Below are 24,711 nucleotides of genomic sequence, written 5' to 3' on the forward strand. Positions count from 1 at the left end.
TTGAGCTATCAGTTGCCAAGCCCCTTCCCTGTCCGGGATCTCAGTGAAGAAAAGCTGTTTGCCCATCCCGAGATCGCGCTTCGGCGCAGCATCCGCATCGGGATTTTCGCGATCGGGGGATTGTTCCTGACACTGTTTCTTCTCTCCGCCATCATCCAGACGCGGGGGGCGGTCATTGGTCAGGGGGAAGTGACAGTCGAAAGTCGAGTAAAGAAGATCGGCCATCCGACCGGCGGGGTGATCTCGCAGATGTTCGTCAAGGAGGGCGACCGCGTCCGTAAAGGCCAGATCCTGATGCGCCTCGACAGCACCGTCTCCCAGGCGAGCGCTGCCAAGACCGGGGAGAGCGTGGATCAGTTGCTGGCCGCGCGCGAGAGGCTTCTGGCCGAACGCGACGGCCGGCCGCTGCGCTTTCCCGTTGACATGACCGCCAAGGCTACGCCGGCCCTGCAGCAGGCCATGGCCGAGGAAGCCAGCCTGTATGCCCTGCGTCGCCGGGCCCGCGAGGGTGAACAGGCGCAATATGCAGAGCGAATTCGACAGGCGAGCCAGGAGATAGCCGCACTGGAGGCGCAGACACAGGCTGCCCAGAAACAGTCGAAGCTCATAGTCCCGGAACGCGATGGCCTGCGCTCGCTGTACGAGCGCAAGCTGGTGACTATCTCTCGCCTGAACCAGCTCGAACGCACCGCCGTCGATCTTGACGGCACCACAGCCTCGCTCGGGGCCCAGATCGCGCAAACCCGTGCGAAGATCGCCGAGCTGCGTCAGCTCTCGATGCAGTCAGAACAGTCTGCCCGAAGCGAGGCGGGCGCACAGTTTGCCGATGTGCAGGCAAGGCTCAACGAGCAGGAGATACGGTCTGTATCCGCAGGCGATACGTTTGATCGCAGCGTCGTTCGCGCACCCTATGACGGCATCGTCGACAAACTTGCCTATACCACGGTTGGCGGCACGGTACCCTCGATGCAGACCATCATGGAAATAGTCCCCGATTCCGATCGTCTGACAGTGGAACTGCGCGTCAGCCCCTATGATATCGATCAGCTTCATATCGGCCAGAAAGCGGTTGTGCGTTTCACTGCATTCAACCTCCAGACCACGCCCGAGCTTGAGGGCACGGTGTCATATATCTCTCCCGAACGCGCCACCGACGAGAGAACCGGCAACAGCTTTTACAAGCTGCGCGTTGAGGTCGATGATGAGCAGATCAAGCGTCTCGGGCGGCTTGAACTCAAGCCGGGAATGCCGGTCGAGACGTTCGTCCAGACCGAGAAGCGGTCGCTGCTGTCTTACATCGTCAAGCCCCTGACCGATCAGTTCAGGCGTGCTTTCCGCGAGAATTGAGGAATGGCCGGGAACTTCTGACCGGCAACCCCCGAGTGCGGCGTCACGAGACTAGTGGAACGGGCATCCCCGGACGCTGTCTGTTGGACCTTGCCTCCCAGGTCCTGGGGCCGACGGACAGCGTAGCCGGTGTGCGGCCCGCCACCAGGCTGGGCTGATACCTTGAGATGGCCGGCAGACATGGCCAGCAGACATGGCGCTGGTTCTGGTCGCGGGCTACCCGGGCCGCTCCGCGCCGGATGTCCTTGAAAGATCCGGGGGCAACTGGCGTCCTGCAGCCGGCGTTGCGCTGGTGACAGGACGTCGGGCGCGAACGGCAGCCCCATGCCTGCGCACTCATGGAAGGCCATGACGCCTTCTCTCTTTTGCGATTCCCTGGTATCTGCGTGCCCGGCCAGAGAATCTCGAGCAGGGCAGGCGTTTTCGCACAGGATATCGATCCGCGGACATGTCCTATATAGGGAACGAGCGAGGCTGAATTTTCTTGTCCAACAGTAAATTAACTTACATATTGCGGTTGCTAATCCATATGACATTCGGTCATTTCAGGTCAGGGGGAATGAGCGGTGCCAATTCTTGAAACTGTAAAGATCATCGTCTCCAAGCAGCTTGGTCGCGACCCTTCGGAATTCACGGCAGAAACTGACCTGGCCGAAGCCGGTTATGAATCCCTTGATGTGATCGAGACCGTCTTTGCTGTCGAGGAAGAGTTCAATATCGATATCTCGTTCAATGCGAACTCTCCCGACACACTGGAGTTGCGGACGGTCGGGGATATTGTGAGTGTTGTCGAGGCCATGCTGGCAAAGCAAAAACCGGCATGACGAGAGTAGCGGTCACAGGTGTCGGCGCGATTTCGCCGGTCGGTAACAATGTGACTGATGCCTGGCGTGCAATCGTTGCCGGCGAGAATGGTATCGGCCCCCTGGACATTGCCCGCGGCCACCTGGTGACTTGCCCGATAGCGGCGCAGGTCCGCGATTTCCGGCCCGCTGACCATTTCTCGCTGAAACAGTTATCGGTCCTTGATCGAACGTCGCAATTTGCCATTCTGAGCGCGCGCGAGGCACTGAGCGACAGCGGCCTCGATCCCGCCGCGACCGCGTCGGCCAATACGCCTGTGATCATCGGTACAGGCGTGGGAGGCATGAATACGCTGGATGACAATTTCCATGCCATTTATGGCGAGGGGAAACCGAGGGTGCATCCACTGTCCATTCCCAAATTGATGACCAATGCGCCTGCCAGTCAGATCAGTATGGATCTTGGCCTGCATGGCATGACGCTTGCCATAGCAAGTGCCTGCGCGTCCGGCGCGCATGCAGTAGGCATGGCGTTCCAGATGATACGCTCGGGCGCCGCACGGATCGCGGTGTGCGGTGGCACGGAGGCATGCATCACCGCAGGCACAATGCTGGGCTGGGAAGCACTGCGCGTCCTCTCGTCGGACACATGCCGTCCCTTCGCGGCAAACCGATCCGGACTCGTGCTCGGCGAGGGTGCAGCTACTCTCGTCCTGGAAGAATGGGCTCAGGCTGTGGATCGCGGCGCCAGGATATATGCCGAAGTGACCGGCTTTGGCGCGAACGCGGACGCGGCCGACCTGACATCGCCTGATCCGGGCAGTACCCGCCAAGCGATGGAAATAGCCATGAAGGATGCCGGGCTCGTTGCAAGCCAGATCGACTATATCAACGCGCATGGTACCGGGACAAACATGAACGACCGGATTGAAAGCGGGATCATCTGCGATTTGTTCAGGGACGCGCCGCTGCCTCTGGTCTCGTCGACGAAGGGGGCGCTGGGCCATAGCCTGGGCGCTACAGGCGCCATGGAGGCGCTGCTGACCGTCAAGGCATTGCATCATCAGGTTGTTCCGCCGACGGCCAATTGCGAACAGCCCGACGAGACGCTGGGACTGGATCTGGTGACGCAGACCGCGCGCCATGTTCGTATCCGTCATGCCCTGTCGAACAGTTTCGCGTTCGGAGGGCTGAATGCGGTCCTCGCGTTCTCGGCCGTTGACTGAACCATCATGGTAATTCTGGCATGGTAACTCTGGCATGGTAACGCTGGACCTGCGGAGCGACATCGCCCGGGGCTATATGCTGCTGGGTGTTTTCTATCTGCATATGCTCTTTGCAATGCTCAAGACGGTGCCGGATCCGGCCTCGGCGACGGCGGCACTTCTTCAGGTGAAGCTGCTTGCCGGTCATGTGTCGGTGTTCTTTTTTCTGAGCGGCATGGGCGCGCGCGGCCTGGGTCGCAGAAGATTCGATACAGTGGCGGTGCAATCGATAATGCTGGTTGCGCTGGCCGCCCTGTCCCATGTCGGCGGATTCGTGCTCAACGCCCTGATCTACGGACCGCCCGAGACCTTGCGGGATATTTTCCGCGCGCTCGTGCGCCCTGTGGTCTACGGCACGGGCTATTCAACCTTTGTGGCCTGGTTTTTCATTGTTCTGGCTGCCGTAAGGCCGCTGGCCTATTTGTTCGAATACAGCAAATTGCGGTTCGCCATCCTCGCTGCGGGGATCGTGCTACTGATCCAGCTGGCCCATGTCATGCATTTTCCCGGAAATCTGTATGAGTGGCGCAATTGGCCATATGCCCTCTTCTTCTTTATCGTGGGGATGCGCATTCCGCGCAACCAGGACGTGCCGGCCTGGCTGGGCCTGAGCGGTCTTTCCATTTCGCTGGCCGCGGCCTGGTTCAATGGACCCGACCTGTTGAACGACGGCTTGTGCTGGACCTGCAATGCCGATTTCCTGCCTTTTCCGATAGTGGGGAGCGAGGGCTTTGTGCCGTTGGTTGTGGCGCAGGAAATTGCGTTTCTGCCATTCCTCCTGTGGGCCTCGCAACTCCGGCTCATTCCGCAGCTGCCCCAGATAGCGCAATGGTTCGGAAAAGCCTCGATCCAGTTCCTCCTCCTCCATGGCTGGCTCATCGCGGCCTTCTATCCCGCGCTTGTCAGACTCTTCCCCTTCCCGCCTGGGCCTGTCCCCTATCTGCTGACGCTCGCGCTCAACCCGATCGTGCACGCTGCGGCGTTTCTCATGCTGCGTCCCATGCTGGACCGATCGCTTGCATGGTGCTTTTCCTTCAGCAGATGGTCTGTTCAACTGGTGACGTCGTCTCTTGGGTCCCGCGGTCGCATTGCGGCATCCTAGGATTGCCCGCGGTGGCCAGTCGAAACCTCTCGCCAAGGTCGGTCAGGCGCCCGTCACCATCGACCAGTTCGGAATTGAGTGCGCTGCCGTCGAGCCCGGCATAGCTTCCGAACCATGCGTGACGCTCCACGAAAGGCAGATCGTCCAGCATCCGGACCGCCTTCTCAAAGAAGGCACGCTGCTGTGCGGCAGAAAAGCGGATTGGTCCGACCCAGTCGGCAAGCGCCCATTCTGTCACCCAGATCGGCCTGTTGTAGCGGGCATGTACATTCTGCAGAAAAGCCTCGAATGCTGCAACATCCGGATCCGTGGCATAGTAATGGACCGCCATGAAATCGATGCGATACCCCAGCGCCTCGGCACGGGACATGAAACGCTCCTGCCAGCTGCGAGGCCCCAGGGTCTCGAAACGCGATGTTGCCGGTGAGGACAGTCTGGCGCCTGTGGCCATAAGCTTTGGCCAGAGCCTGATGGCTTCGCCCACCGACAGGGCAGCCTGTCGCGGCTCATCAGGTTCGTTGAAAGCGAGGAGGATCGCAGTGCCCGGCGGCGCCGACCTGTCTCGTCCCCAGACCATCGGCACAAATCGCCTGTCATCCTGACCCTGTCCCTCGCTCCAATCGTAGAACCAGCGGGCGCCTGTCTTGTCCACGTCAGTCACCATGCGTTGCCGTCCATGCACCGGCCAGGTGCCAACACCGATTTTTTCCGGCCAATCGATCCGGTCTGGATCCACCCTCTCCTGTCCCGATGCCGGCAAGGCAGGAGCAAAGAACAATAGAAAGTAGAATAGAAGCGGGATGAAAGCTGTCGATCCACCTCGATTATGGCCCATCATGGGTCAACTTCCTTTCAGCCGGCGGTTGCGAGTCGAACGACTTTGCTGCATTCAACTTCAGTCCCGCCGGGGGACGCAGCAACGCAGTCGGGGTAGAGTGTCAAAGGGCCAATCGCAACCTCTGCCGGCACTTGCCGGCCTGCTTGGCGTGAGCCATGTCGATCTGGACGTTTGCGGCACAGGCGCTGTTGCCAGCGACGAGGCGGCCATGACCATATTCTGGCGGTCGGGCTATCCGGTGGGGCATATTCTGCAACTGGATGATGGTCGGCAACGACAGGTCTGGGGTACGCCGCAGGACCGGGGGACATCGGCGCCCTTGTCGTCCCTTTCCGCCAGTGTCGTCATCTGCACCCGCGACCGACCCGAAGAACTGGCCCGTTGCCTTGCTTCCCTGCCCCTGCAAAGCTTCCGGCCCAACGAGATTGTGGTCGTGGACAATGCCTCGAGGGACGGACGCACGCGCGAAGTGGCCATCCAGGCCGGCGTGGTATATGTCCGAGAGGATCGACCGGGTCTGGATTTTGCACGCAATACCGGGGCCAAGGCCGCGACGGGCGACATCATCGCCTATACAGACGACGATGTCCTGCTTCATCCACGATGGCTCGAGAATCTGGTTGCAGCATTTGATGCGCCCGAGATCGGCGCGGTGACCGGCCTTGTGCTCCCGGCCGAACTCGAAACCCAGGCTCAGCGTCAGTTCGAGAGCTTCTGGTCCTTCGGGCAAGGATATGACCGCGTCGATTATCCTGCCGCCGACTTTGCGCTTACTTCAGGCGCGCATGTTTTTCCGGCCTGGAAAGTCGGCGCAGGTGCGAGCATGGCCTTCCGCCGCAGCGTTTTCGAGAAGGTCGGCTATTTTGATGAAAGGCTTGATGTCGGACAGGCCGGTTGCTCGGGCGACTCTGAATACTGGTACCGTCTCCTGGCAAACAGGATCGATTGCCGGTACGAGCCAATGGCGGTCGCATTCCATTTCCATCGGCGAGCGATGGAAGGCCTGTCTTTTCAGATCTACAGCTATATGCGCGGCCACGCGGCTGCACTGATGGTGCAGGCCGAGAGAACAGGCCTCGTGGCCAACAGGCACAGGGCGCTTTGGACCATGCCGAAATGGTATCTTGGCCGTCTCTGGCGACGAGCAAGGCGCGGGCCCGCGCTGGAGGATATCTTCCTGCGTCAGGAAATCACCGGATATGCTGCCGGCCTGTACTTCTATTTTCGACAGAAACGTCCCGATGGTTGATGCCCCCCGGATTTCGGTCATCATGCCCGCTCGCAACGCCCGGACAACGATCGCGGCGGCACTGGAGAGCGTGTTGGCGCAAAGCGTCCCTGACTGGGAAGTCGTCGTTGTTGATGATGGATCAACCGACACGACCGGCGCTGTGATAGCGAATATGATGCGCGATGAGCCTCGCATACGCCTCGTCCAGGGGATCGGCGAAGGGGCCTCGGGCGCACGCAATCGCGGTATCCATTCAGCACGCGGCCGCTATCTCGCGTTCCTCGATGCCGATGACTGGATCGCGCCGGAATTCATGGCAACGATGCTGGATGCACTCGAAGATTCGGCCGCCCATGAAATAGCCTATTGCGCCTTTCGCCGGGCCATGCCTGACGGCAGGATGACGAGCGGTTTCGCAGACCCGCGGGTCGAACGCGAACCCTTCGAGATCTTTGCGCGAACCTGCGCTGTCGTGACGATCAACTGCCTCGTGATTGACCGTCAACTGGTTCTTGACGCAGGCGGCTTTGATACGTCGCTTCTCACATGCGAGGACTGGGACCTGTGGCAGCGCCTGTCCCGTGCAGGCGCGCGCTGGCTGATGGTTGATCAGCCAATGTCCTTCTATCGCTCGTCAGACGGCTCGCTCACCAGGAACAGCCGTCAGATGCTGGCGGACGGAAAGACCGTCATCAAAAGGGCCTTTGGCCCGGACCCGCGCGTCGCTCGCCCTCTTCCGGAATATGCGCAGGGGCTCCAGGTCGCCAACGGGCTGTCGGCAGACGAGGCCTTTGCATGGTTCGCCTTCTGGAACATTGTCGTGGCCACCGTCCAGGGGCAGGACGCGTTGCCGGATCTGAACGAGCTCAGGTTTCTGAGCCATGGTCCCGATCGGGCGGAGGCGATCGCCGACAATATCATCGAGGCCTTGTCTGTGACCCTGCGCGTTGTGCCGCAACAGCTTGCCGCAATCTGGCCTTGCTACGAAGCCGGGCTGGATCGACTGCTCGGCCGGCTTGGACGATTATGGCAGGATCCGGTCGCCGAACGGCGCGTTCGTTACGCACTCGACCGCAAGCTCCTGGCCTATGACGATCTGGCAGAACCCCGGCAGCTCTCGCTCACCACAGGGTTGCGTGTCCGGATCGACGCTCCGCCGGTGACATCGATGCATCAAGGCCAGGATCGGCTATACGCCTATATCGACTGGGACACGCAAACGCGCGCGATCCTCGAGATCGGCGCACTGGGCGATTATGGCCAGTTCGAATGGGTCGACCAGATTTTTTTCCCTAAGCCCTCGCGCAAGGCAATCGGACCTTTCATCGGGGCGCTGGGCCGACCGGCACCTGTTGCGGCCCTGTTGCAGGCGCACGGGCTCAAGCCGGAACGCAAATCGATATCCCGCCGTTTGCGCGAAAGGCTGGATATCATCAGGGGGACAGCGCCGTCCGCCTTTCAGACCAGCATCGCCGAAGGCGAGGCGCTGATCTTGCGACAGCAGCATATCTATGCTCCGGGCAGCCACAATCTTGCGCTTGCACGATTGGCAAATCATGCCCGTGCGCAAGCGCTGGCCCTTCCGCCTGCGCGCTTCAAGGATACAGGACAGCGGCAGACGCCTCGGGAATCAGACCGGGGCGGAGATCGCCGGCAATTCTGGGACAGCTATTTCAGCAACACCGATCCATGGAACTACGGCTCGTCCTATGAGCAGGAGAAATATCGTCTCCAGCTCGACTGCGTACCCTCCGGGCCTATCGGCAACGCCCTCGAACTGGCCTGCGCGGAAGGCATGTTCACTGTCCAGCTGGCCGAGCGGGTCGATCATCTGCTGGCGACCGATATTGCCAAGCCAGCGATTGATCGTGCTCGCCAGCGTCTTTCGGGCCGGGAGAATGTGGAGTTCGCTCTCCTCGACCTGTCGAAGGAAAGCCTGCCATGCAATCTGGATCTCATCATCTGCTCTGAAGTCCTTTATTATCTCGACGACCGTGAAGAGCTCGCATCTGTAACGGCACGGCTTGCGGCCGCGCTTGCTCCTGGAGGCGCAATCGTCACGGCCCATGCCTATCTCGCCGTGGACGATCCCGGTTCCACGGGCTTCGACTGGGCCAATCCGTTTGGCGCAAGGGTCATTTCCCGCGCATTTGCGCAGACGCCGGGCCTGGTGCTCGAACGATCCGTCCGGACCGAATTGTACCAGGTCGACCGCTATCGCAAGTGTGCAGCCCCGTCCCGTCTGCCCGAGCCGGAGATATCCCATGTGAAGATGACTGCCCAGCTGGAACCGGCTGTGGCGAGACATGTCATCTGGGATCGCACGATCATGTCACGCGGTGAGGCGGCCGCGCAGCGCCGGACCAGCCTGCCCTCTCTAATGTACCATTCCGTCTCGGACGATGGACCCGTGGCGCTGCGACGCTACCGCCTCCCGCGTGACATGTTCCAAAAGCAGGTGCGCTGGCTCCGCTCCAACGGCTATCATGCAATAACCACCCACGAGATCGCATGGCATCTGAGCAATAACGTGCCGTTTTCCGGGCGCCCGGTGTGGATCAGCTTTGATGACGGGCTGCAGGATTTTGCGGATAATGCCTGGCCGGAGCTGCGCGCTGCTGACCTGACGGCAGAAGTGTTTCTGGTAACCGATCATGTCGGAGGAGGGGCCGTCTGGGATGCCGGATATGGCCCGGCAGCGCCATTGATGAACCACGATACGATCGCGCGGCTCGCGCAAGATGGCGTTCACTTCGGATCTCATCTTGCCACGCACCGGGCTGCCGACGGGCTCTCCACCCAGGTGCTGGCAGAGGAAATGCTGCGGTCTCGCGCCATGATCGAGCGCTGGATAGGCTGGACGCCGAATGCACTGTGCGCACCCTATGGTGCGACGGACGGGCGGTTTGGAAGGTTGGCGGAGCAATGCGGATACGGTGTGGCTATCGGCGGCGGTACAGGGCCTGTTCGCCTTGGTGACGCCATGTTTGACCTCAGGCGCATGGAAGTGCGAGGCGACGGGTCGTTCGAAGGATTTACTGGCATGATGGAGGCGCTCCTGTGAGCGAGGAGCAGCTGGTGAGCATCGTCATTCCCGCCTTTAATGGCGCGTCGACGATCGATGAGACGCTCCGCAGCGTCCGCTCCCAATCACACCGGGCGCTGGAAATCATCGTCGTTGACGACGGATCACGAGACAATACAGCGGCCATAGTCACGGCGCATGCCGCTGTTGATCCGCGCATCCGCCTGATAAGGATCGCCAATGGAGGCGTGGCTGCTGCCCGAAACCGCGGCTGGCAGGAAGCGCGCTCAGATCTGATCGCGTTTGTTGACGCGGATGACCTTTGGGCGCCTGACAAAATCGCTCGCCAGCTTGAGGCGATGGCTGCTGCTGGTCCGCAATGCGGACTGGTATATTGCTGGCATGCCAAAATCGACGTGAACAGCCATGTGACGGACAATCGCGAGCGGCCGATGCGGGAAGGCAGGGTGCTCGATCACCTGTTTCGCGGCAACTTCATCGGCAATGGGAGTGCTGCCCTGGTCCGGCGCCAGGCGCTTCTCGATGCAAATGGCTTTGAGGCCAATCTCTGGCGCGCCGGCGCCCAGGGATGCGAAGACATATTATTCTATGCCCGCGTGGCCGAGTATCACGACTTTGCCGTCGTTCCAGACTTCCTGGTCGGCTACCGTTATCTGCCGGAGAATATGTCGAGCAACATGCGTCGAATGCTGCGATCCTGGATGCTGGTCGTAGACGAGATGCTCGTCCGACATCCCGACAAGCATGACATTCTCATGGAAGGCCTGTCCTCCTACGGCGGCTGGCTGACGCGACGAGCCCTGTATCTCAGGGACATGGGCCAGTTTTTCGGCGTTCTGACACTCCTCTTGCAGCGGTATCCGCGAACCGGCCTGAGCGTCATGAAGAGGGACATCCCGGCGGCAGGCGGGCAATTGCTGCAGCGCAGTGCCCGACACATATATCGAGCGCTGCGCCGCTTTCGACACCGGCGCAGAGCAGCGCCTGCTCCAGCGCCCTATATTTTCCAGATCGGGGAAATCGCGCCATGACCGAGGTGCCAGGCGAAGATATCGCGCCAAAGGCAGCAGATCGCAGCGCTGCCCTTTCATCCCTGAGCGACCTGCGAAAACTGCTCGCCATGGTGGACAAGCCTCGCTGGACCACGCCTGCGCTGATCGTGCTCGGCCTGGTCTCGTCCTTCGCCGAGACCGTGGGGATCACATTGATCCTCCTGTTTCTCTACACTGCAAGCGGCCAGGTATCAGCGGCGCAGGGCGATGGCCTCATGGGCCAGTTCCTGCGCGAGGCCGTAAGCTGGTTTGGAAGCACGACCGATCTTGCGCTGATGATCCTTCTGCTCATCATTGCCCGCGGGCTCCTGGCCCTTCTCTACACCCGCATCAGCTCGGCGATCGGTGAGCGGATCAGCGAGTCGGTGCGCAATCGCATCCACAAGCAGTATCTGACCGTCTCCTACGCCTTCGTGCAGAAACATGAACAGGCCGAACTGATGGAAGTGCTGGGAACAGAATCCTGGGTCATCGCCAGCGCCTACGCCGGCTTCACTCGCCTTATCATCAACAGCTGCTCGATCCTCGTATTTGTCGGCTTCCTTCTTGGCATATCGGTCCCCATCACCCTGACCGCCGTTTCGGGCACGTTGCTGATCGCGACCGTGCTGCGCTTTTTCGCCAATCCTGCGCGTTCCTTCGGCAGTCAGGTGAAAGGAGCGCATCGCCTTCTGGGTGAGCATATGCTGGTGACCCTGCAGGGGATGCGGACGATCCGGGCATATGGACAGGAAGACTATCATCATCGCCGGTTCACCGATGCCTCGGCCCGCGCGCGTGAAAGTTCCCTTGCGATGTTAAGGCTGTCAGCCTGGATCGGACCGTTGACCGAGATCGGCTATCTGGCAATCCTGTGTACGATCATCGCAGCGGCTGGATGGTGGCATACAAGTTTCGCCATCACCCTTGGCGCCGTCGTATTGTTGTATCGGCTCCAGCCTCATGTCCGCGAACTCGAGTCAAACCTGCTCTATATCGCGCAAGTGCAGCCACAGTTGCGATCGGTATGGGAGATGATCGAAGAGCAGGACAAGGAGTATCCAGCTGCCGGAACACTTCCCGTAGACGCGCTTCACGAACGCCTGGCCTTCTGTAATGTCGATTTCAGCTATGGCCCTGATCAGCCCAGGGTGCTCGATGGCGTGACCTTCGATATACCGGCGGGCAAGACCACCGCCCTGATCGGCGCGAGCGGTGCTGGCAAGACAACTATCGTCAACCTGCTCCTGCGTCTGTATTCTCCGGTTTCCGGGCATATCGAAGTCGATGGTGTACGGCTCGAGGACTGTTGCCGCACCGACTGGGTCCGCATGATCGGCGTTGCAGGCCAGGATGTCGATCTAGTCGAGGGAACTGTCCTCGACAATATCATGATGGCCCGCGAGGATGCGACCGAGGAGGAAGCAATCGCGGCCGCCCGTCGCGCAGGCGTTGCGGAATTTGTCGAGAATCTCCCTTACGGATTTGAGGAATGGGTGGGCCAGGAAGGTCTCCGCTTCTCGGGAGGACAGCGCCAGCGCATCGGTCTGGCCCGTGCGATCCTTCGGCGCCCGGCGTTCATGATTCTTGACGAGGCCATGAGCGCACTTGACCGCGACCTGGAGGACCGGGTTCGAGCTGCGATCGACACGCACATGCACGGCCGCACGATGCTCATTATCACCCACCGTCTCGAGACGGTAAAGACTGTCGACCACATCGTCTGGATCGATGACGGCAAGGTTCAGGGCTCCGGACCGCCTGCGGATCTCATGGCGCGGTCGCCGCGTCTGGCATCGATATTCGGGAACAGGAAAAGTGACGCTTTGACTTCCGCCTGATATGGATGCGCTCAGCCCATCCCGTGCGGGATTCCGCGCTTGTTGCGCAGCCCCGCCATCCAGCCGGACAGGCCATAGCCAAGCTGCTTCCACGCTCCCCGCCGAGCGAAACGCAGAAACAGCATCGCAAGGGAAAGCGTGACAGCGACAGGCAGTTTGGCAGGACTTGTATCACGCACCACGTTGAGCTTGTTGCGTTCGTCGAGATAGATCGGCAATCGCGGTCGCTGTTTCATGGCTCTTGCCGAACCTGTCGTACCGCCCTGGCCATGGAGAACCCGTGATCCGGGCGCAAATCCCAGGCGCATCCCCAAATGCCGGCCTCGCAAGCACCATTCAACCTCCTCGGCATAGAGAAAATAGTCCTCCCGCATCAGGCCGACGGCTTCGACATACTGCCTGCTCATGAGCATCGAGGCGCCCAGAAGATAGTTCATGCCAGCCTCGACACGATCAGCCTCGATCGGGTCAGCGCTATTGCGGCCGTGCCCGATGGACTCACATCTGGCCATCCATGGTTTCCATCGACCGCCATAGGCCTGGACCTTGCCATCAGCATGGTAGAGCAAGCTGCCCGCCGCTTCGCAGTCACCGCGTTGCAGACGTTCGACCAGAGCACCAAGCGCGGCGCTTTGCGGACGGGTATCGGGGTTGACGATCCACCAGGCATCCGCAGACGATGCTGACGTGATGCAGTGATTGACGCCGCCTGCATATCCCAGGTTGCCAGGCGCCGCCAGGATCGTGACCGGCTGGCCGCCGTTCAGGGATCCGGGCAGCAGAGTTACAAGTGCCTCATAGGCCTGAGAACCCCCATTTTCGCAGATGACCACCTGGAAATCATGATGATCACATCCTGAGAGCGCGTCCAGGCAGCCCTGGATCTCTGGCGCGTTACGATATCCCACGATACAGACACACACGTGCATCCGGTCTAGTCCTTCTGCATCAGAAGACGATGCGCATGGATGAACCGCCAGCTGCGAATACGCGCCAGCGTCACGATCGCGGCCCGCCGCTCGGCCGACGTCTGAAGGGCTCGGCTTTTCAAGACAGCGGGCAGATGACCGAAAATGGACGGAAGCAGGATCCAGCTGCGCAGCAGCCATTGCATTCGACCAAAGCGCCGCATGCGAAACAGGGCAAATGTTTCGATATTCAGTCGTTCCCATTTCCTGCGCAGGTCAGCCCAATTCTCCCGCGCCGGATGGCCCACCCGTGCGTTCCGGGCGTAGCCGATACGAAAGCCCAGGTCGCGCGCGCGATGGCACCACTCCTTGTCCTCCGACACCCCGTTACAAAAACCACCCACGCGTTCGAAAGTGGATCGTGAGGTAAAGAGATTGGCTGTTACCGTGAAAGATTCCTGTTCGACATAGCGGCGATTGTCGAAGGCGAACACGCTTTCGAACGCCTCGGCCCCGCTAATTGACCGCTGGCGGTCGACAAGTACCTTCATTTCACCGCCCACCAGATCCTGTCCGCGCAAGGCCGTCACACCCTCTGAAAGCCATTCGGGCTCGGCAATACAATCGCAATCGATAAACGCCAGTATCCTGCCTTTCGACACCCTCACGCCTTCATTGCGCGCGATCGCCGCGCCGCGCTGCTCCACCCTGACATAGCTTGCCCGGCCAGCCGTAACGGCTTCAAGCTCGTGCGGCGCGACCGGTGAGCAGTTATCTGCAACAATCACTTCGAACGTGTCGCGCGGCTGCGTTTGGCTCGCGAGGGAGGCAAGACAAAGGTCAAGAGATCGCAGATCGTTGAAATGCGGTATGATCACGCTGATTTCAACCATCTGGCAGGCTCGCGTCGAAGTCACGGACTTCCCGGGCCGGAACAGGGCCACGTCGATAACGGCCCGTGCGCCAGCGGAACCTGCAGGCACGGTCGCGGCGTGGGAAGGACGTCTGCGTCACCGCCCCCCCCCGGCGCGGTTCCTCGACCATTGCCTCAGCGCACCTGGAGAAGGATGGAAGACAAGGTCGGGATCGGTCTGGATCAGTTGCCCCAATTCCTCGACATTCAACTCCCACCAGCGGCTTGCCTCGAGCTGCTCGGCCAGTTCGGGCGAAAACCGATCGCGGAGTTTCCTTGCTGGATTGCCGGCCACGATGACATAACGGTCGACATTCCTGGTCACGATCGCTCCGGCGCCAATGATGCTGCCCCTGCCGATGAACTTGCAGCCCGGCAGGATCACGACGTTGTGAGCGATCCACACATCGTCCTCGATCACCAGAACATCGTCCCAGCTTATGTCCCTCGTCACAGCCCCGAACTTGCGTTCATACAGGGCAGGATGCGTGGTCAGGGCATCATAGGGATGGTTGATCGGCGCAGAACGCACCGTACTGGCGATCGAGCAGTAGCGGCCCACCTGGATCGGACCGGGCATCCTCCAGCGATCAAAGCATCCATAGGAGTACATGCCGACATCGATACGATAGCGATTGCTAAAATGACGGCGCAGCTCGAGATTATCATGCTGGGAGCGACGCCAGTACCAGAGCCTGCCGCGCTCGATCAATGTGGCGATAAAGCTCATGCTCCAGAAGGACTTCGCTGCTGATAGCCAGGGTTAACAGCGCCCTCGATCGACTGCATCCACAGATAGACCGGCACACCCTCCTCCACAAACCGGAAGCGCTCGCCCACTTCCTCGCCAACCGGCTCGATCAGCTGTGCCTCAAGGCCGATCCTGAGCGCCTCGCCAAGTTCGGTGCTGCTGCCCACCAGGTCCACGATGCCGGCATGGTGAAGTGCGACATCCGCCAGCTTGAGAAGCTCGGCATACTTGCCTGCGACCTGCAGCCGCTTGGCTGCACGCAGACTGCGGTCGGACAGCCGCTGGCGGGTCTCATCGATGACAAGTTTCAGCGCATTCGTGACGTCGCTCCGCAGAACCTGCGTGCTACCGCGATCCACAGCGCCGATACCCGCATGCTGTCCCAGCAAACTGGCGATATAGGGCAGTCCGCAGGATATCCGGGTTATCAGTTCAATCGCGTCGTCATCATAGCGCAAGCCGCAGCTCTCGCTGCCGCGACCGATCAGCTCACCAACCTCGGCGGCGGTCATATTGGGGATCTGCAGGCCCAGAATATTACGGCGCACCGAGGGGATATGCTCGACAAGCTCGGCCAGGTTGCCGGCGACGCCCGCAATGACCATCTGCACGCGCGTGGAGCGATCGGACAGATTCTTGACCAGCTCGGCGATCATTCGACGGAACGCGCCGCTTGGACTGCGATCAAATTCGTCGAGAATAACCAGTACGCGGGTTGACGAAAGTTTGGAGAACAGATCGCTGATCTGGTGCGGTGTGACTTCCCCGGCAGGTAACAGATCTGCCAGAGTACCGCCGCTCTCTATCTCCGACTGGGTCGGGGCATAGTCGGAGTGAAACAGCATGGGGATCGCTCCGGCAATAGAGCGGAACATGTCGCTGAAGTTCGAATTCTCACCGCACGAAGTGTAGCAGACGATGTATTTTGCCTCGTCCGCAAGCCTGGTGAGGATCCGCAGCAGCGACGTCTTTCCGATCCCTCGTTCGCCATAGACAACAACATGCAGCTGCTGATCCTCAATTGCGCGGATGAGACGCGTCAGGACCGCTTCCCGGCCGGCGAACATGGAAATGCGCGAAACCGGCTGAGACGGGGTGAATGCTTCGCGCAACTGGGCACGGGCCTTGTCCGCCTCGCTGCCGCGGCCCCGGTGAAGCTGATCGGTGGCAAGAACCTTGAAAAAGGGGAGCTCGGCGCTCCCTTCAGCCTTGCCATGCATGCCACCGATAGCTGAACGCACAATCGGATCAGGCGCAGACGCCGCACCTTTCAACTTTTTAGAGAACCAGTTCAAAATCTCGCTCCTGACCCGAATTTGCCCGACCCATCCAGGGGTCCGGCAATTTCTCGACCCGTCGTCATAATGCGCCCATGCAAAGGCCGCTGCATCCTGTATCGCGCGGCAGCCGCCCTCTGCCGCCGCACTTGCGCAACTTATGCAGGGAAATGTGCATCTGCGGCCAGCAAAATTTCATGCACGGGGATCGATTTTGGCACAGCGTTCGCCATACCCGTCATCTGGCTGCACGATGGCGCCGAGCGCTGTCAGGCAGCTTCGTTTCTGATCTCCGTCTCCACGTGGAGTTTCTGAAAATACTCGATTGTCTTGATCAGGCCTTCCCTGAGCTGAACCTTGGGGCGCCAATTCAGCTTCGCCTCGGCAACGCTGATATCGGGTCGCCGCTGGGTGGGATCATCGCTGGGCAAGGGAAGGTAGACGAGCTCGGACCCTGATCCGGTCAACTCGACCACCGCTTCCGCCAGCTCGCGGATGGTAAATTCAATCGGATTGCCAAGGTTAACCGGTCCGGTAAAGTCGCGCCCGGTGTCCATCAGGCGCAGAAACCCGTCGACCAGATCCTCATAATAACAGAAGGAACGCGTCTGGGATCCGTCACCATATATCGTTATCGGTCGACCTTCGAGGGCCTGAACGACAAAGTTGGACACCACCCGTCCGTCATTGGGATGCATGCGCGGGCCGTAGGTATTGAAAATACGGGCGATCTTTATGTCGAGGCCATGCTGCCGGTGATAATCCATGAACAGCGTTTCAGCGCAACGCTTGCCCTCGTCATAGCAGGATCGCAGCCCGATCGGATTGACATTGCCCCAATAGCCCTCGACCTGCGGGTGTATGGAAGGATCGCCATATACCTCGCTCGTTGATGCCTGGAAGACACGCGCTTTGAGACGCTTCGCAAGTCCTAGCACGTTGATCGCGCCGATCACCGATGTCTTGGTCGTCTGCACCGGATCGTGCTGGTAGTGGATTGGCGAGGCCGGGCAGGCCAGATTATAGATTTCATCCACCTCCACATAGAGCGGAAAGCAGATGTCGTGTCGAAGAAATTCAAACCGCGGATGGGTATAGAGATGATCAAGGTTACTCTTGTCACCCGTGAAAAGATTGTCGACGCACAGCACTTCGTCTCCGCGGTCGAGCAGGCGATCAATCAGGTGTGAGCCAAGGAAACCTGCGCCGCCGGTGACCAGGATTCGCCTGCGACGATAATGATTATTGCCCATGCCAAAACAACTGCCCCCTTGTTGTCAAATGCACATCGCGTGAAGCAGAATCATTCAAGCAGCGATGTTGCACCTCTATGAGCCTATATCTGTCCCTCGACGTTGATAAGAGAAATCTTCATCAAACGGAGCAATAGTCCCAAATAGAGACTGTCCAGGATCAGCCGGCGGAAGCGGCTTTGCCCTGGTCAGGCGCGCAGACCAGGCGCAGCTGCTGCCGCATCCTCCTTGCGCGCGCGGTCAATGAGCGCAACCGCTGCTCCCAGCATCGCAAAAACCAGCGGATGGTTGTCGAGCTGGCTCAGGATCGTCTTGATCACCACGAAATTCGCAAGCGCTATCGTTACGGGAATGAGCAGCATGGTTTCATGTTCCCGCGCACCCTTTACCGCCATGGCACCAGCGTAGATCGTGACGATAAACATGCCAAAATAGGCGATCAGGCCAGGTATCCCTACTTCAAGCGCCACCGCCAAGACATAGGTGTCGATCGTGCCGATCCCGGCGCGATTGACAAAGCCCAGCTGAGCGGCGCCCCGACCAAGGCCGTAACCCCATGGCCGGGCGATGACCATCGGTGTGCCCGACCGATACTGATCCTGACGTGCATTGGTACTCGCCTGCTGGGCGCCTCCGCCCCAGACCATGACGCTGATCTGTGGCACGAACATGGTGGACGCCAGGAATGCAACCAGAACTGCCGGGTAGGCGACAATCACGGCTGTTCCGATCAGGCTATCCTTGCGACGAGCCCGCCTCAGATATCCCCAGAAAAACAGGTAGAAGAGAAACGAGAGCATGAAGCCGACCACGCCCAGGCGCGAATCGGTCATGATGATGCAATGAAACATGACCGGTAGGGTGATTAGCGCTGCAAACCGGACCACCAGTTTCCTGCTCGTTACAAGAAAGTGCAGCACGAAAGGCGTTGTTATGCCCAGAAATTCCGCAAAGCCCAGGCTTGTGGTAAATTTGCTCTGGACGCGATAGATCCCGGTAGCGGCACGGGCGGCGCCTACAAGGATCCGTTGCACGCTCTCGTCCTGCACAGCCAGAAATGACGGGATATGTCCCGCCCAGGGGACCTGGCCCAGGCGGTGTTCCCAGTAAGCCAGCACAGCAAGAAATATAATTACGCCCCACATCAGCCAGGCAAACGCGGTAACCCTTCCCGGCCTCGAAAACTGGTAAACGCTCACGAAGAATATAAGCATCCAATAGAGAAGCGCCACGACAAGCTTGTTTAAGGACACCTCTACATTACTGGAATAAGCTACAGATATTGCAGCAAGTACCATGAATGTGGTGAGCCATTTCCACACTTTGGGCGGTGCTTGCAATGTCGTCTTGAGCTGGTTACGCATCGATGGCGATACAGACAGGCTGATCAGAAACAGCAGAGCAAGCGGGAAACCGAAGAGACGCAAGGCCGTGATCCAGGGCAATCCGGCGACATCGAGCGCAAGATAGTCGGGCCAGATCATCTGTGCGACGAGGAAGCTCCAGAAGAATACCGAAACCGCCCGCATCGGCGGGTTTTCAGTATCCGGCAGCATCCAGATGATGAAGAGCGCAAACAAGGCAAGAGGCGCCAGCAACGGCATCAGCATGCTGTAGGCATAAAGCGCCAGCGCTATGCCATAGAGAAAGGCGAGGTTCGCGACCAGCGCGATCTTCAGTTCCCGCCTCCACCCTCGGATGGGCGGCGCAGTGTAGCCCCCGAGAACGAATTTGGCGGGAGGCTGGGGGCGTCGCCATTTCAACGAGAGCATGGCGCTGCCTCCATGTCGAGCGAACCTCTGATGGTCATATGTGAGCTGAGGGCGAGAATTTCACGCGGGATTGATACTGGCTGGATTGCCAATTGCCCGGCTTCTGCTGGGCATATCCTTGGTAACGACTGCCCCGGGCTCGATCACGCAATCCGCTCCGATCGTGACACCTGGCATGATGATCGCGCGCGGACCGACCCGGGTCCCGGCACCAACCCTTGTATCCAGATAGACGCCCCGAGCCATGTCATGGGTGAGAAGAACCGATTCCTCGGCAAATACGCAACCCTCCGCGATATGCACCCCCTTGGGCCAGGTGCGGTCTATCAGGGCGCTCCCGGCGATATGGGCACCGGGCGCGATATCCATGCCCCAAAGATATCTCCGCACCAGCTGAGAAATCATGCCCTTCCATGAAATACGGACACTATGCGGCTGTGAAGTCATGCCCTTGGTGTAATTTGGTTTCTTCGTCCTTTCAACCTCTGCTATTGGCCTGCTCGGAGATTTTATGGCACTTCATTCCTTGAACAAGCTTCGCGCCGTGCGACGGTTTCTGGTGGGCATCCGCCGTTCGTGGCTCAGATATGGCCACGGGGTGCTTGTGGATCCGTCTGCAAGCGTGTCGCTTTCGAGCCGCTTCATCGCAGGACGGCGCAACGATATTGTCGTAGGCGCCCAATCCCTCGTGGCGTTCAAGACCCTTGTCTATACGCAGGACCACGTATCTGGAGAACATAAGCCTGTTCGTATCGGGCGTCACTGCTTTATCGGTGGCGGAAGCGTGATCATGCCTGGAGTGACTGTCGGGGACCGATCGATCGTGGCAGCAGGCTCTGTCGTCTTCAACGACGTGCCTCCCTGCTCGATCGTCGGCGGCAATCCTGCTCGACTGCTCCGTGCCGATGTAGAAGTTGGCCCATATGGCCGGCTGAAGAACGCGGACGAAAACGTGAAGCAGATGTGGCGATGACGACGCTTGACCTGGCGCCAGAACCCGATGATAGATTTTCAGTGATGGATAGATATAGATGACAGCTGGTTCTCTGATTTTACAGGAGCCTTCTTTCTCGCCACTTGCAGAGTTGAAGAGCAGACTTCGCGGGGGAATGGTGTGGGTCGGCGTCCTGAGCGCTGTTCTTAACATATTGCTGCTCAGCGGCTCCGTCTACATGATGCTCGTCTATGACATGGTTCTGCCCAGCCGATCGATACCGACGCTGATGGGACTCCTGATCATGGTGATCCTCGCCTACTCCTATCAGGGGTTCCTGGAAACTGTTCGCGCGCGGATCTTCACTCATCTTGCCTCCACGATGGAAGTCGATCTCACGTCTTTCATTCACAAGCTGGTCATCACCATGGCCCGGGGCGGTTCGGCAAAAGATCCTCTTCAGCCCATTCGCGACCTTGAACAGATGCGCGCATTTCTGTCCGGCGCCGGCCCTATGGCGCTGATGGATCTGCCGTGGATGTTTTTCTTCATAATCGTTCTCTTCCTGCTGCACCCACTGCTTGGCATCACGGTGTTCGTAGGCTCGCTCGTCCTCATCGGTCTGACGGTTCTGACCAATTCGCTCACGGCCGCACGAACCGTTGAGATGACTGGCATAACCAACGACCGCACCAGGATCGCCGACACGTCGCGTCGGCACGCGGAGGCGCTGTACGTGATGGGAATGGAAGGCCGCTTTCGCGATCGCTGGACGGCCATCAGCGGGCAGTATCTTCAGGCACACCAGAAAGTCACCAACGTCACTGCCACGATGAGCACCATCAGCAAGATGGTGCGACTGCTATTGCAATCGCTCGTTCTGACCGTGGGCGCACTACTTGTGATGAACGGGCAGGCCAGTGGCGGCGTGATCTTTGCCAGTTCAATTCTCTCGGCACGCGCCTTTGGACCGGTGGAACTTGTCATCGGCAACTGGAAGGGCCTGGTCGCGGCCCGCGATAGCTGGACGCGCCTCCAGTCCTGGCTGCCTTCGGTGATGGGGCAGCGCGCGCCGCTCAGTCTGAAACCACCGCTTCTATCCCTTTCTGTCGAGAACCTCTCGCTTGCACCGGCAGGCTCTGATGAGCGAACGGTCACTGGCGTGACGTTCCTTGCCAAAGCGGGCGAGGCGGTCGCTGTTCTTGGACCAAGCGGTTGTGGCAAATCGACCCTGGTTCGAGGCCTGGCAGGTATTCTGTCGCCGCTCAGCGGCAGTGTCAGACTGGATGGCGCAGCGCTTGATCAGTGGGATAGCGAGGCCCTTGGCCAGCACATCGGCTATGTGCCGCAGAATGTGGAGCTGCTGACCGGCACGATAGCACAGAATATCGCCCGTTTCGAACCCAACGCGCCTTCGGACCTCATCATCGCTGCGGCGCGCCAGGCGGGCGTTCACGATCTCATCCTGCATCTCCCCGAAGGCTATGAGACACAGGTCGGCAACGACGGCTCGCGTCTCTCGGCAGGACAGCGGCAGCGCATAGCGCTGGCCCGAGCGCTCTATCGAGATCCTTTCCTGATCATCCTGGATGAGCCAAACTCCAATCTCGACATCCCGGGAGAGGAGGCCCTTGGAGAGGCCGTATCTGCAGCCAGCGCACGAGGTGCCATCGTGATCGTTGTTGCGCATCGTCCTTCCATCCTCCGGGCGATCGACATCGTCCTCCTGATGCGCGACGGCCGTGTTCAGGCCTACGGTCCGAAAGAGAAGCTGGTTCCTCATCTGCTTCCAGATTATCATCCGGCCGCTTGAGCCAGACGCGCGCAAAGCATTGTTGCCCCGCACCGCCCCATTGGCTGCCTCCGCGTGTTCCTGTTGCATCTGACAACGGCTGCGCGACAGGGCAGGAAGCTTTCTCGGGTGCCCAGACCTGTCTCGTCAGGAACCCGAGGTGGGGGCACATCATGAGCCGGTAAAGCATATGTCGGCGCGCTGGCACCAAGGCGCAAAGTCTGGAATCAGTGCGAGGTCACCGGCACGGGTCACCTGATTGCCAAAGTCAGGGCCCCTGATCAATCATTCAGGCAGAATGCCGCGCAAATAGCGGCCATAATCGGACTTGCCGAGCATGCCGATCGCTTTTTCCAGCTGAGCGCTGTCGATGAAGCCTTGGCGAAAGGCGATTTCTTCGGGTGCGGCGATCTTGAAGCCCTGCCGCTTTTCCAGGACCCGAACAAATTCGGCAGCGTCGAGCAGGCTGTCGGGCGTGCCCGTGTCGAGCCAGGCATAGCCGCGGCCCATGATCTCGACATGGAGGTCCCCGTGCTCGAGATAAGCGCGATTGACGTCAGTGATTTCCAGCTCGCCGCGGGGCGAAGGCTTCAGGTTGGCGGCAATATCGACCACCTGTTCGTCATAGAAATAAAGACCCGTAACAGCCCAGTTGGACTTGGGTTGTGCGGGCTTTTCCTCGATCGTGACGGCTTTCATGGCATCGTCGAAGCTGACCACACCATAGCGTTCGGGGTCATGAACATGATAGGCAAAGACACTGGCCCCTTCTTTGCGTGACGAGGCGCTGGCAAGGATCTCCGGCAGACCGTGGCCATGGAAGATGTTATCGCCCAGGATCAGCGCGGACTGCTTGCCAGCAACGAAATCGGCACCGATGATATAGGCCTGCGCCAGGCCGTCGGGGCTGGGCTGTTCTGCATAGTCGATCGCCATGCCCCAAGCCGATCCGTCGCCCAGCAGCGACTGGAAGGCAGGCAGGTCGCGCGGCGTGGAGATGACAAGAACCTCGCGAATGCCCGCCAGCATCAATGTGGTGAGGGGATAATAGATCATCGGCTTATCATAGACCGGCATGAGCTGCTTCGAAGTCGACAGCGTCATGGGATAGAGGCGGGTTCCGCTGCCGCCAGCGAGAATGATGCCCTTCATAAATTAATGTCCTCAAAGAAAATCAGCGGGCCGCCGGTTGCAGGCGATCCATCACATCGGACAGCGATACGCGCCAGTCCGGCAAGGTAACGTTATGAACCTGTGCGATCAGTCCGCTATCGAGGCGCGAATTGGCGGGCCGAGAAGCGGGCGTGGGATAATCGCCTGTGCCTATCCGCCGGACCGTTGCCGACGGTCCGCCGCGTACCGCTGAAGCCGCAAAGACAGCTTCGGCAAGGTCCGCCCAGCTTCCTTCACCCTGTGCGGTCATATGGAACAGGCCGCGCAAGGCCGGGGAGCTATCAGCTACCATATTGGTAGCCACCTGCAGGATGGCGTCAGCGATCGCTAGTGCGCTGGTCGGATTGCCGACTTGGTCCGCGACAACCGAAACTTCGTCCCGGTCGCCTGCCAGGCGAAGCATGGTCTTTACGAAGTTGCCGCCGTATGGGCTATAGACCCACGCAACGCGCAATATCACGCTATTGTCCGCATAGGTCGCCAACACTGCCTGCTCCCCTGCCAGCTTAGAGATACCATAGACGCCGCTGGGGTTAGTCAGATCGCTTTCCCGATAGGGCCGGTCCAGCGTACCGTCGAACACATAGTCGGTAGAAATATGTATTAGCGGCACGCTCAACCTCTTGGCCGCTTGCGCAACGGCGCCGGCGCCGGCGCCGTTGATGGCATGGGCGATCTCGCTTTCGTTTTCCGCCTTGTCGACCGCAGTGTAGGCTGCCGCGGAGACAATGACGTCGGGTACCGCGCATTCCAGCGCCTTGGCCACTGATGCCGGATCGGCCAAATCCAGTTCGGGACGGCCCAGCGCGACCACCTCATATCCGGCAGCCGCACCGCGTTCGATCAGGCTGGTCACGACCTGCCCGACTCTTCCGGTGACGGCAATCTTCATGCAGGCACCGTGTAAGCGGTCGACGCGCTCGCGAGGCCAAGCCTTTGGCCGTCATACTGCTCGCGCAGCGGCTGCCACCACCACTGATTTTCCAGGAACCAGCGCACCGTCTTCTCAATGCCGCTGTCGAAATTCTCCTGCGCACGCCAGCCCAGTTCATTTTCCAGCTTGGTCGCATCGATTGCATAGCGGGCGTCATGGCCGGGACGGTCAGTAACGAACTCGATCAGCCCTTCGCGCGGCGAACCGGCTGGCACCAGTTCGTCCAGCACCGCGCAGATGCGGCGGACTACCTCTATATTAGTCCGCTCGTTGCGACCGCCGACATTATAGGTCTCGCCCGGCTCGCCCCTTTCGATGATGAGATCAAGCGCACGGACATGATCGTCGACATAGAGCCAATCACGGATATTGTCGCCCTTGCCGTAGACCGGCAGCTTCCGGCCCGCGAGCGCATTGAGGATGGTCAGCGGGATCAGCTCTTCCGGGAAGTGATAGGGGCCGTAATTGTTCGAGCAGTTCGAGACAACGACCGGCAGTGC

The 24,711-nt window shown here is 59.9% G+C and carries 20 protein-coding genes and 1 pseudogene; 10 read left to right on the forward strand and 11 right to left on the reverse strand.

What is annotated here, in order from left to right:
- The 4 genes from F4U94_RS17060 to F4U94_RS17075 all read left to right on the forward strand — a co-directional run bounded on the left by F4U94_RS17060 (position 1) and on the right by F4U94_RS17075 (position 4,517).
- Complete coding sequence (locus F4U94_RS17060) at positions 1-1,347, forward strand: HlyD family type I secretion periplasmic adaptor subunit (RefSeq protein ID WP_249042075.1); 1,347 nt, start codon at positions 1-3, stop codon at positions 1,345-1,347.
- 566 nt (positions 1,348-1,913) lie between these two features.
- Positions 1,914-2,171, forward strand: a complete 258-nt coding sequence (locus F4U94_RS17065; RefSeq protein ID WP_249042076.1) for a phosphopantetheine-binding protein — start codon at positions 1,914-1,916, stop codon at positions 2,169-2,171.
- Positions 2,168-3,376 carry a beta-ketoacyl-[acyl-carrier-protein] synthase family protein gene (locus tag F4U94_RS17070; protein ID WP_150412068.1) on the forward strand — a complete coding sequence of 403 codons (1,209 nt, stop codon included), beginning with the start codon at positions 2,168-2,170 and terminating at the stop codon, positions 3,374-3,376. The genes F4U94_RS17065 and F4U94_RS17070 overlap by 4 nt, the downstream gene beginning before the upstream one ends.
- Before the next feature lie 34 nt (positions 3,377-3,410).
- Positions 3,411-4,517, forward strand: a complete 1,107-nt coding sequence (locus tag F4U94_RS17075; protein ID WP_150412069.1) for an acyltransferase family protein — start codon at positions 3,411-3,413, stop codon at positions 4,515-4,517.
- Here F4U94_RS17075 and F4U94_RS17080 read toward each other — a convergent pair.
- The gene (locus F4U94_RS17080) at positions 4,450-5,355 is read right to left on the reverse strand and encodes a glycosyl hydrolase (protein WP_150412070.1); all 906 of its coding nucleotides are present in this window, start codon (positions 5,353-5,355) and stop codon (positions 4,450-4,452) included. The two genes, F4U94_RS17075 and F4U94_RS17080, sit on opposite strands and share 68 nt — an antisense overlap.
- A gap of 148 nt (positions 5,356-5,503) precedes the next feature.
- On the opposite strand from F4U94_RS17080, the gene F4U94_RS17085 reads away from it, so the two are divergent.
- The 4 genes from F4U94_RS17085 to F4U94_RS17100 are packed head-to-tail and all read left to right on the forward strand — an operon-like array spanning position 5,504 to position 12,504.
- Positions 5,504-6,604, forward strand: a complete 1,101-nt coding sequence (locus tag F4U94_RS17085) for a glycosyltransferase family 2 protein (RefSeq protein WP_249042077.1) — start codon at positions 5,504-5,506, stop codon at positions 6,602-6,604.
- Complete coding sequence (locus tag F4U94_RS17090) at positions 6,597-9,650, forward strand: glycosyltransferase (protein ID WP_170271955.1); 3,054 nt, start codon at positions 6,597-6,599, stop codon at positions 9,648-9,650. Before F4U94_RS17085 ends, F4U94_RS17090 begins: the two co-directional genes overlap by 8 nt.
- Positions 9,647-10,663: a glycosyltransferase family 2 protein gene (locus F4U94_RS17095; RefSeq protein WP_150412072.1), complete on the forward strand. Its 1,017-nt coding sequence runs from the start codon at positions 9,647-9,649 to the stop codon at positions 10,661-10,663. The genes F4U94_RS17090 and F4U94_RS17095 overlap by 4 nt, the downstream gene beginning before the upstream one ends.
- Complete coding sequence (locus F4U94_RS17100; RefSeq protein ID WP_150412073.1) at positions 10,660-12,504, forward strand: ABC transporter ATP-binding protein; 1,845 nt, start codon at positions 10,660-10,662, stop codon at positions 12,502-12,504. The genes F4U94_RS17095 and F4U94_RS17100 overlap by 4 nt, the downstream gene beginning before the upstream one ends.
- An 11-nt stretch (positions 12,505-12,515) precedes the next feature.
- On the opposite strand, the gene F4U94_RS17105 is transcribed toward F4U94_RS17100, so the two are convergent.
- From F4U94_RS17105 to F4U94_RS25385, 7 genes are all read right to left on the reverse strand, one after another.
- Complete coding sequence (locus tag F4U94_RS17105; protein ID WP_150412074.1) at positions 12,516-13,433, reverse strand: glycosyltransferase family 2 protein; 918 nt, start codon at positions 13,431-13,433, stop codon at positions 12,516-12,518.
- A 5-nt stretch (positions 13,434-13,438) separates the two neighbouring features.
- On the reverse strand, positions 13,439-14,305 hold the full coding sequence (locus F4U94_RS17110; protein WP_249042078.1) for a glycosyltransferase family 2 protein: 867 nt from the start codon (positions 14,303-14,305) through the stop codon (positions 13,439-13,441).
- A gap of 117 nt (positions 14,306-14,422) precedes the next feature.
- Positions 14,423-15,055: a CatB-related O-acetyltransferase gene (locus F4U94_RS17115; protein WP_150412075.1), complete on the reverse strand. Its 633-nt coding sequence runs from the start codon at positions 15,053-15,055 to the stop codon at positions 14,423-14,425.
- Entirely contained in the window at positions 15,052-16,371 is a 1,320-nt protein-coding gene (locus F4U94_RS17120) for an ATP-binding protein (protein ID WP_150412076.1), read from the reverse strand. The genes F4U94_RS17115 and F4U94_RS17120 overlap by 4 nt, the downstream gene beginning before the upstream one ends.
- Positions 16,372-16,622: 251 nt before the next feature.
- Complete coding sequence (locus F4U94_RS17125; RefSeq protein WP_150412077.1) at positions 16,623-17,606, reverse strand: UDP-glucuronic acid decarboxylase family protein; 984 nt, start codon at positions 17,604-17,606, stop codon at positions 16,623-16,625.
- Between the two features lie 188 nt (positions 17,607-17,794).
- Complete coding sequence (locus tag F4U94_RS17130; RefSeq protein ID WP_150412078.1) at positions 17,795-19,378, reverse strand: O-antigen ligase family protein; 1,584 nt, start codon at positions 19,376-19,378, stop codon at positions 17,795-17,797.
- A gap of 60 nt (positions 19,379-19,438) precedes the next feature.
- Positions 19,439-19,747, reverse strand: a complete 309-nt coding sequence (locus tag F4U94_RS25385; protein WP_282957474.1) for an acyltransferase — start codon at positions 19,745-19,747, stop codon at positions 19,439-19,441.
- 157 nt (positions 19,748-19,904) lie between these two features.
- On the opposite strand from F4U94_RS25385, the gene F4U94_RS25390 reads away from it, so the two are divergent.
- Positions 19,905-20,351, forward strand: a complete 447-nt coding sequence (locus tag F4U94_RS25390) for an acyltransferase (protein ID WP_282957475.1) — start codon at positions 19,905-19,907, stop codon at positions 20,349-20,351.
- 58 nt (positions 20,352-20,409) lie between these two features.
- Positions 20,410-22,125, forward strand: a complete 1,716-nt coding sequence (locus tag F4U94_RS17145) for a type I secretion system permease/ATPase (protein ID WP_150412081.1) — start codon at positions 20,410-20,412, stop codon at positions 22,123-22,125.
- Between the two features lie 264 nt (positions 22,126-22,389).
- Here the strand turns inward: F4U94_RS17145 and rfbA are convergent, their stop codons facing one another.
- The 3 genes and pseudogenes from rfbA to F4U94_RS17160 form a co-directional block, all read right to left on the reverse strand.
- A complete protein-coding gene (gene rfbA, locus F4U94_RS17150; RefSeq protein WP_150412082.1) occupies positions 22,390-23,256 on the reverse strand; it encodes a glucose-1-phosphate thymidylyltransferase RfbA in 867 nt (288 codons plus the stop codon).
- Between the two features lie 22 nt (positions 23,257-23,278).
- Entirely contained in the window at positions 23,279-24,169 is an 891-nt protein-coding gene (rfbD, locus tag F4U94_RS17155) for a dTDP-4-dehydrorhamnose reductase (RefSeq protein ID WP_150412083.1), read from the reverse strand.
- Positions 24,166-24,708: pseudogene (locus F4U94_RS17160) on the reverse strand (dTDP-glucose 4,6-dehydratase); the annotation flags it as partial. The pseudogene F4U94_RS17160 and the gene rfbD, both read right to left, overlap by 4 nt.
- Between the last annotated feature and the right edge of the window lie 3 nt (positions 24,709-24,711).

Source organism: Sphingobium limneticum (assembly GCF_008710155.1).
GTDB classification, from domain to species: Bacteria; Pseudomonadota; Alphaproteobacteria; order Sphingomonadales; family Sphingomonadaceae; genus Sphingobium; species Sphingobium limneticum.

Bases quoted from the DNA above. Each gene is read 5' to 3' on its own strand.
- F4U94_RS17070 (WP_150412068.1), top strand. From the start codon at position 2,168: ATGACGAGAGTAGCGGTCACAGGTGTCGGCGCGATTTCGCCGGTCGGT.
- F4U94_RS17075 (WP_150412069.1), top strand. From the start codon at position 3,411: ATGGTAACGCTGGACCTGCGGAGCGACATCGCCCGGGGCTATATGCTG.
- F4U94_RS17080 (WP_150412070.1), bottom strand. From the start codon at position 5,355: ATGATGGGCCATAATCGAGGTGGATCGACAGCTTTCATCCCGCTTCTA.
- F4U94_RS17090 (WP_170271955.1), top strand. From the start codon at position 6,597: ATGGTTGATGCCCCCCGGATTTCGGTCATCATGCCCGCTCGCAACGCC.
- F4U94_RS17100 (WP_150412073.1), top strand. From the start codon at position 10,660: ATGACCGAGGTGCCAGGCGAAGATATCGCGCCAAAGGCAGCAGATCGC.
- F4U94_RS17105 (WP_150412074.1), bottom strand. From the start codon at position 13,433: ATGCACGTGTGTGTCTGTATCGTGGGATATCGTAACGCGCCAGAGATC.
- F4U94_RS17110 (WP_249042078.1), bottom strand. From the start codon at position 14,305: ATGGTTGAAATCAGCGTGATCATACCGCATTTCAACGATCTGCGATCT.
- F4U94_RS17115 (WP_150412075.1), bottom strand. From the start codon at position 15,055: ATGAGCTTTATCGCCACATTGATCGAGCGCGGCAGGCTCTGGTACTGG.
- F4U94_RS17125 (WP_150412077.1), bottom strand. From the start codon at position 17,606: ATGGGCAATAATCATTATCGTCGCAGGCGAATCCTGGTCACCGGCGGC.
- F4U94_RS17130 (WP_150412078.1), bottom strand. From the start codon at position 19,378: ATGCTCTCGTTGAAATGGCGACGCCCCCAGCCTCCCGCCAAATTCGTT.
- F4U94_RS25385 (WP_282957474.1), bottom strand. From the start codon at position 19,747: ATGGATATCGCGCCCGGTGCCCATATCGCCGGGAGCGCCCTGATAGAC.
- F4U94_RS17145 (WP_150412081.1), top strand. From the start codon at position 20,410: ATGACAGCTGGTTCTCTGATTTTACAGGAGCCTTCTTTCTCGCCACTT.
- rfbA (WP_150412082.1), bottom strand. From the start codon at position 23,256: ATGAAGGGCATCATTCTCGCTGGCGGCAGCGGAACCCGCCTCTATCCC.
- rfbD (WP_150412083.1), bottom strand. From the start codon at position 24,169: ATGAAGATTGCCGTCACCGGAAGAGTCGGGCAGGTCGTGACCAGCCTG.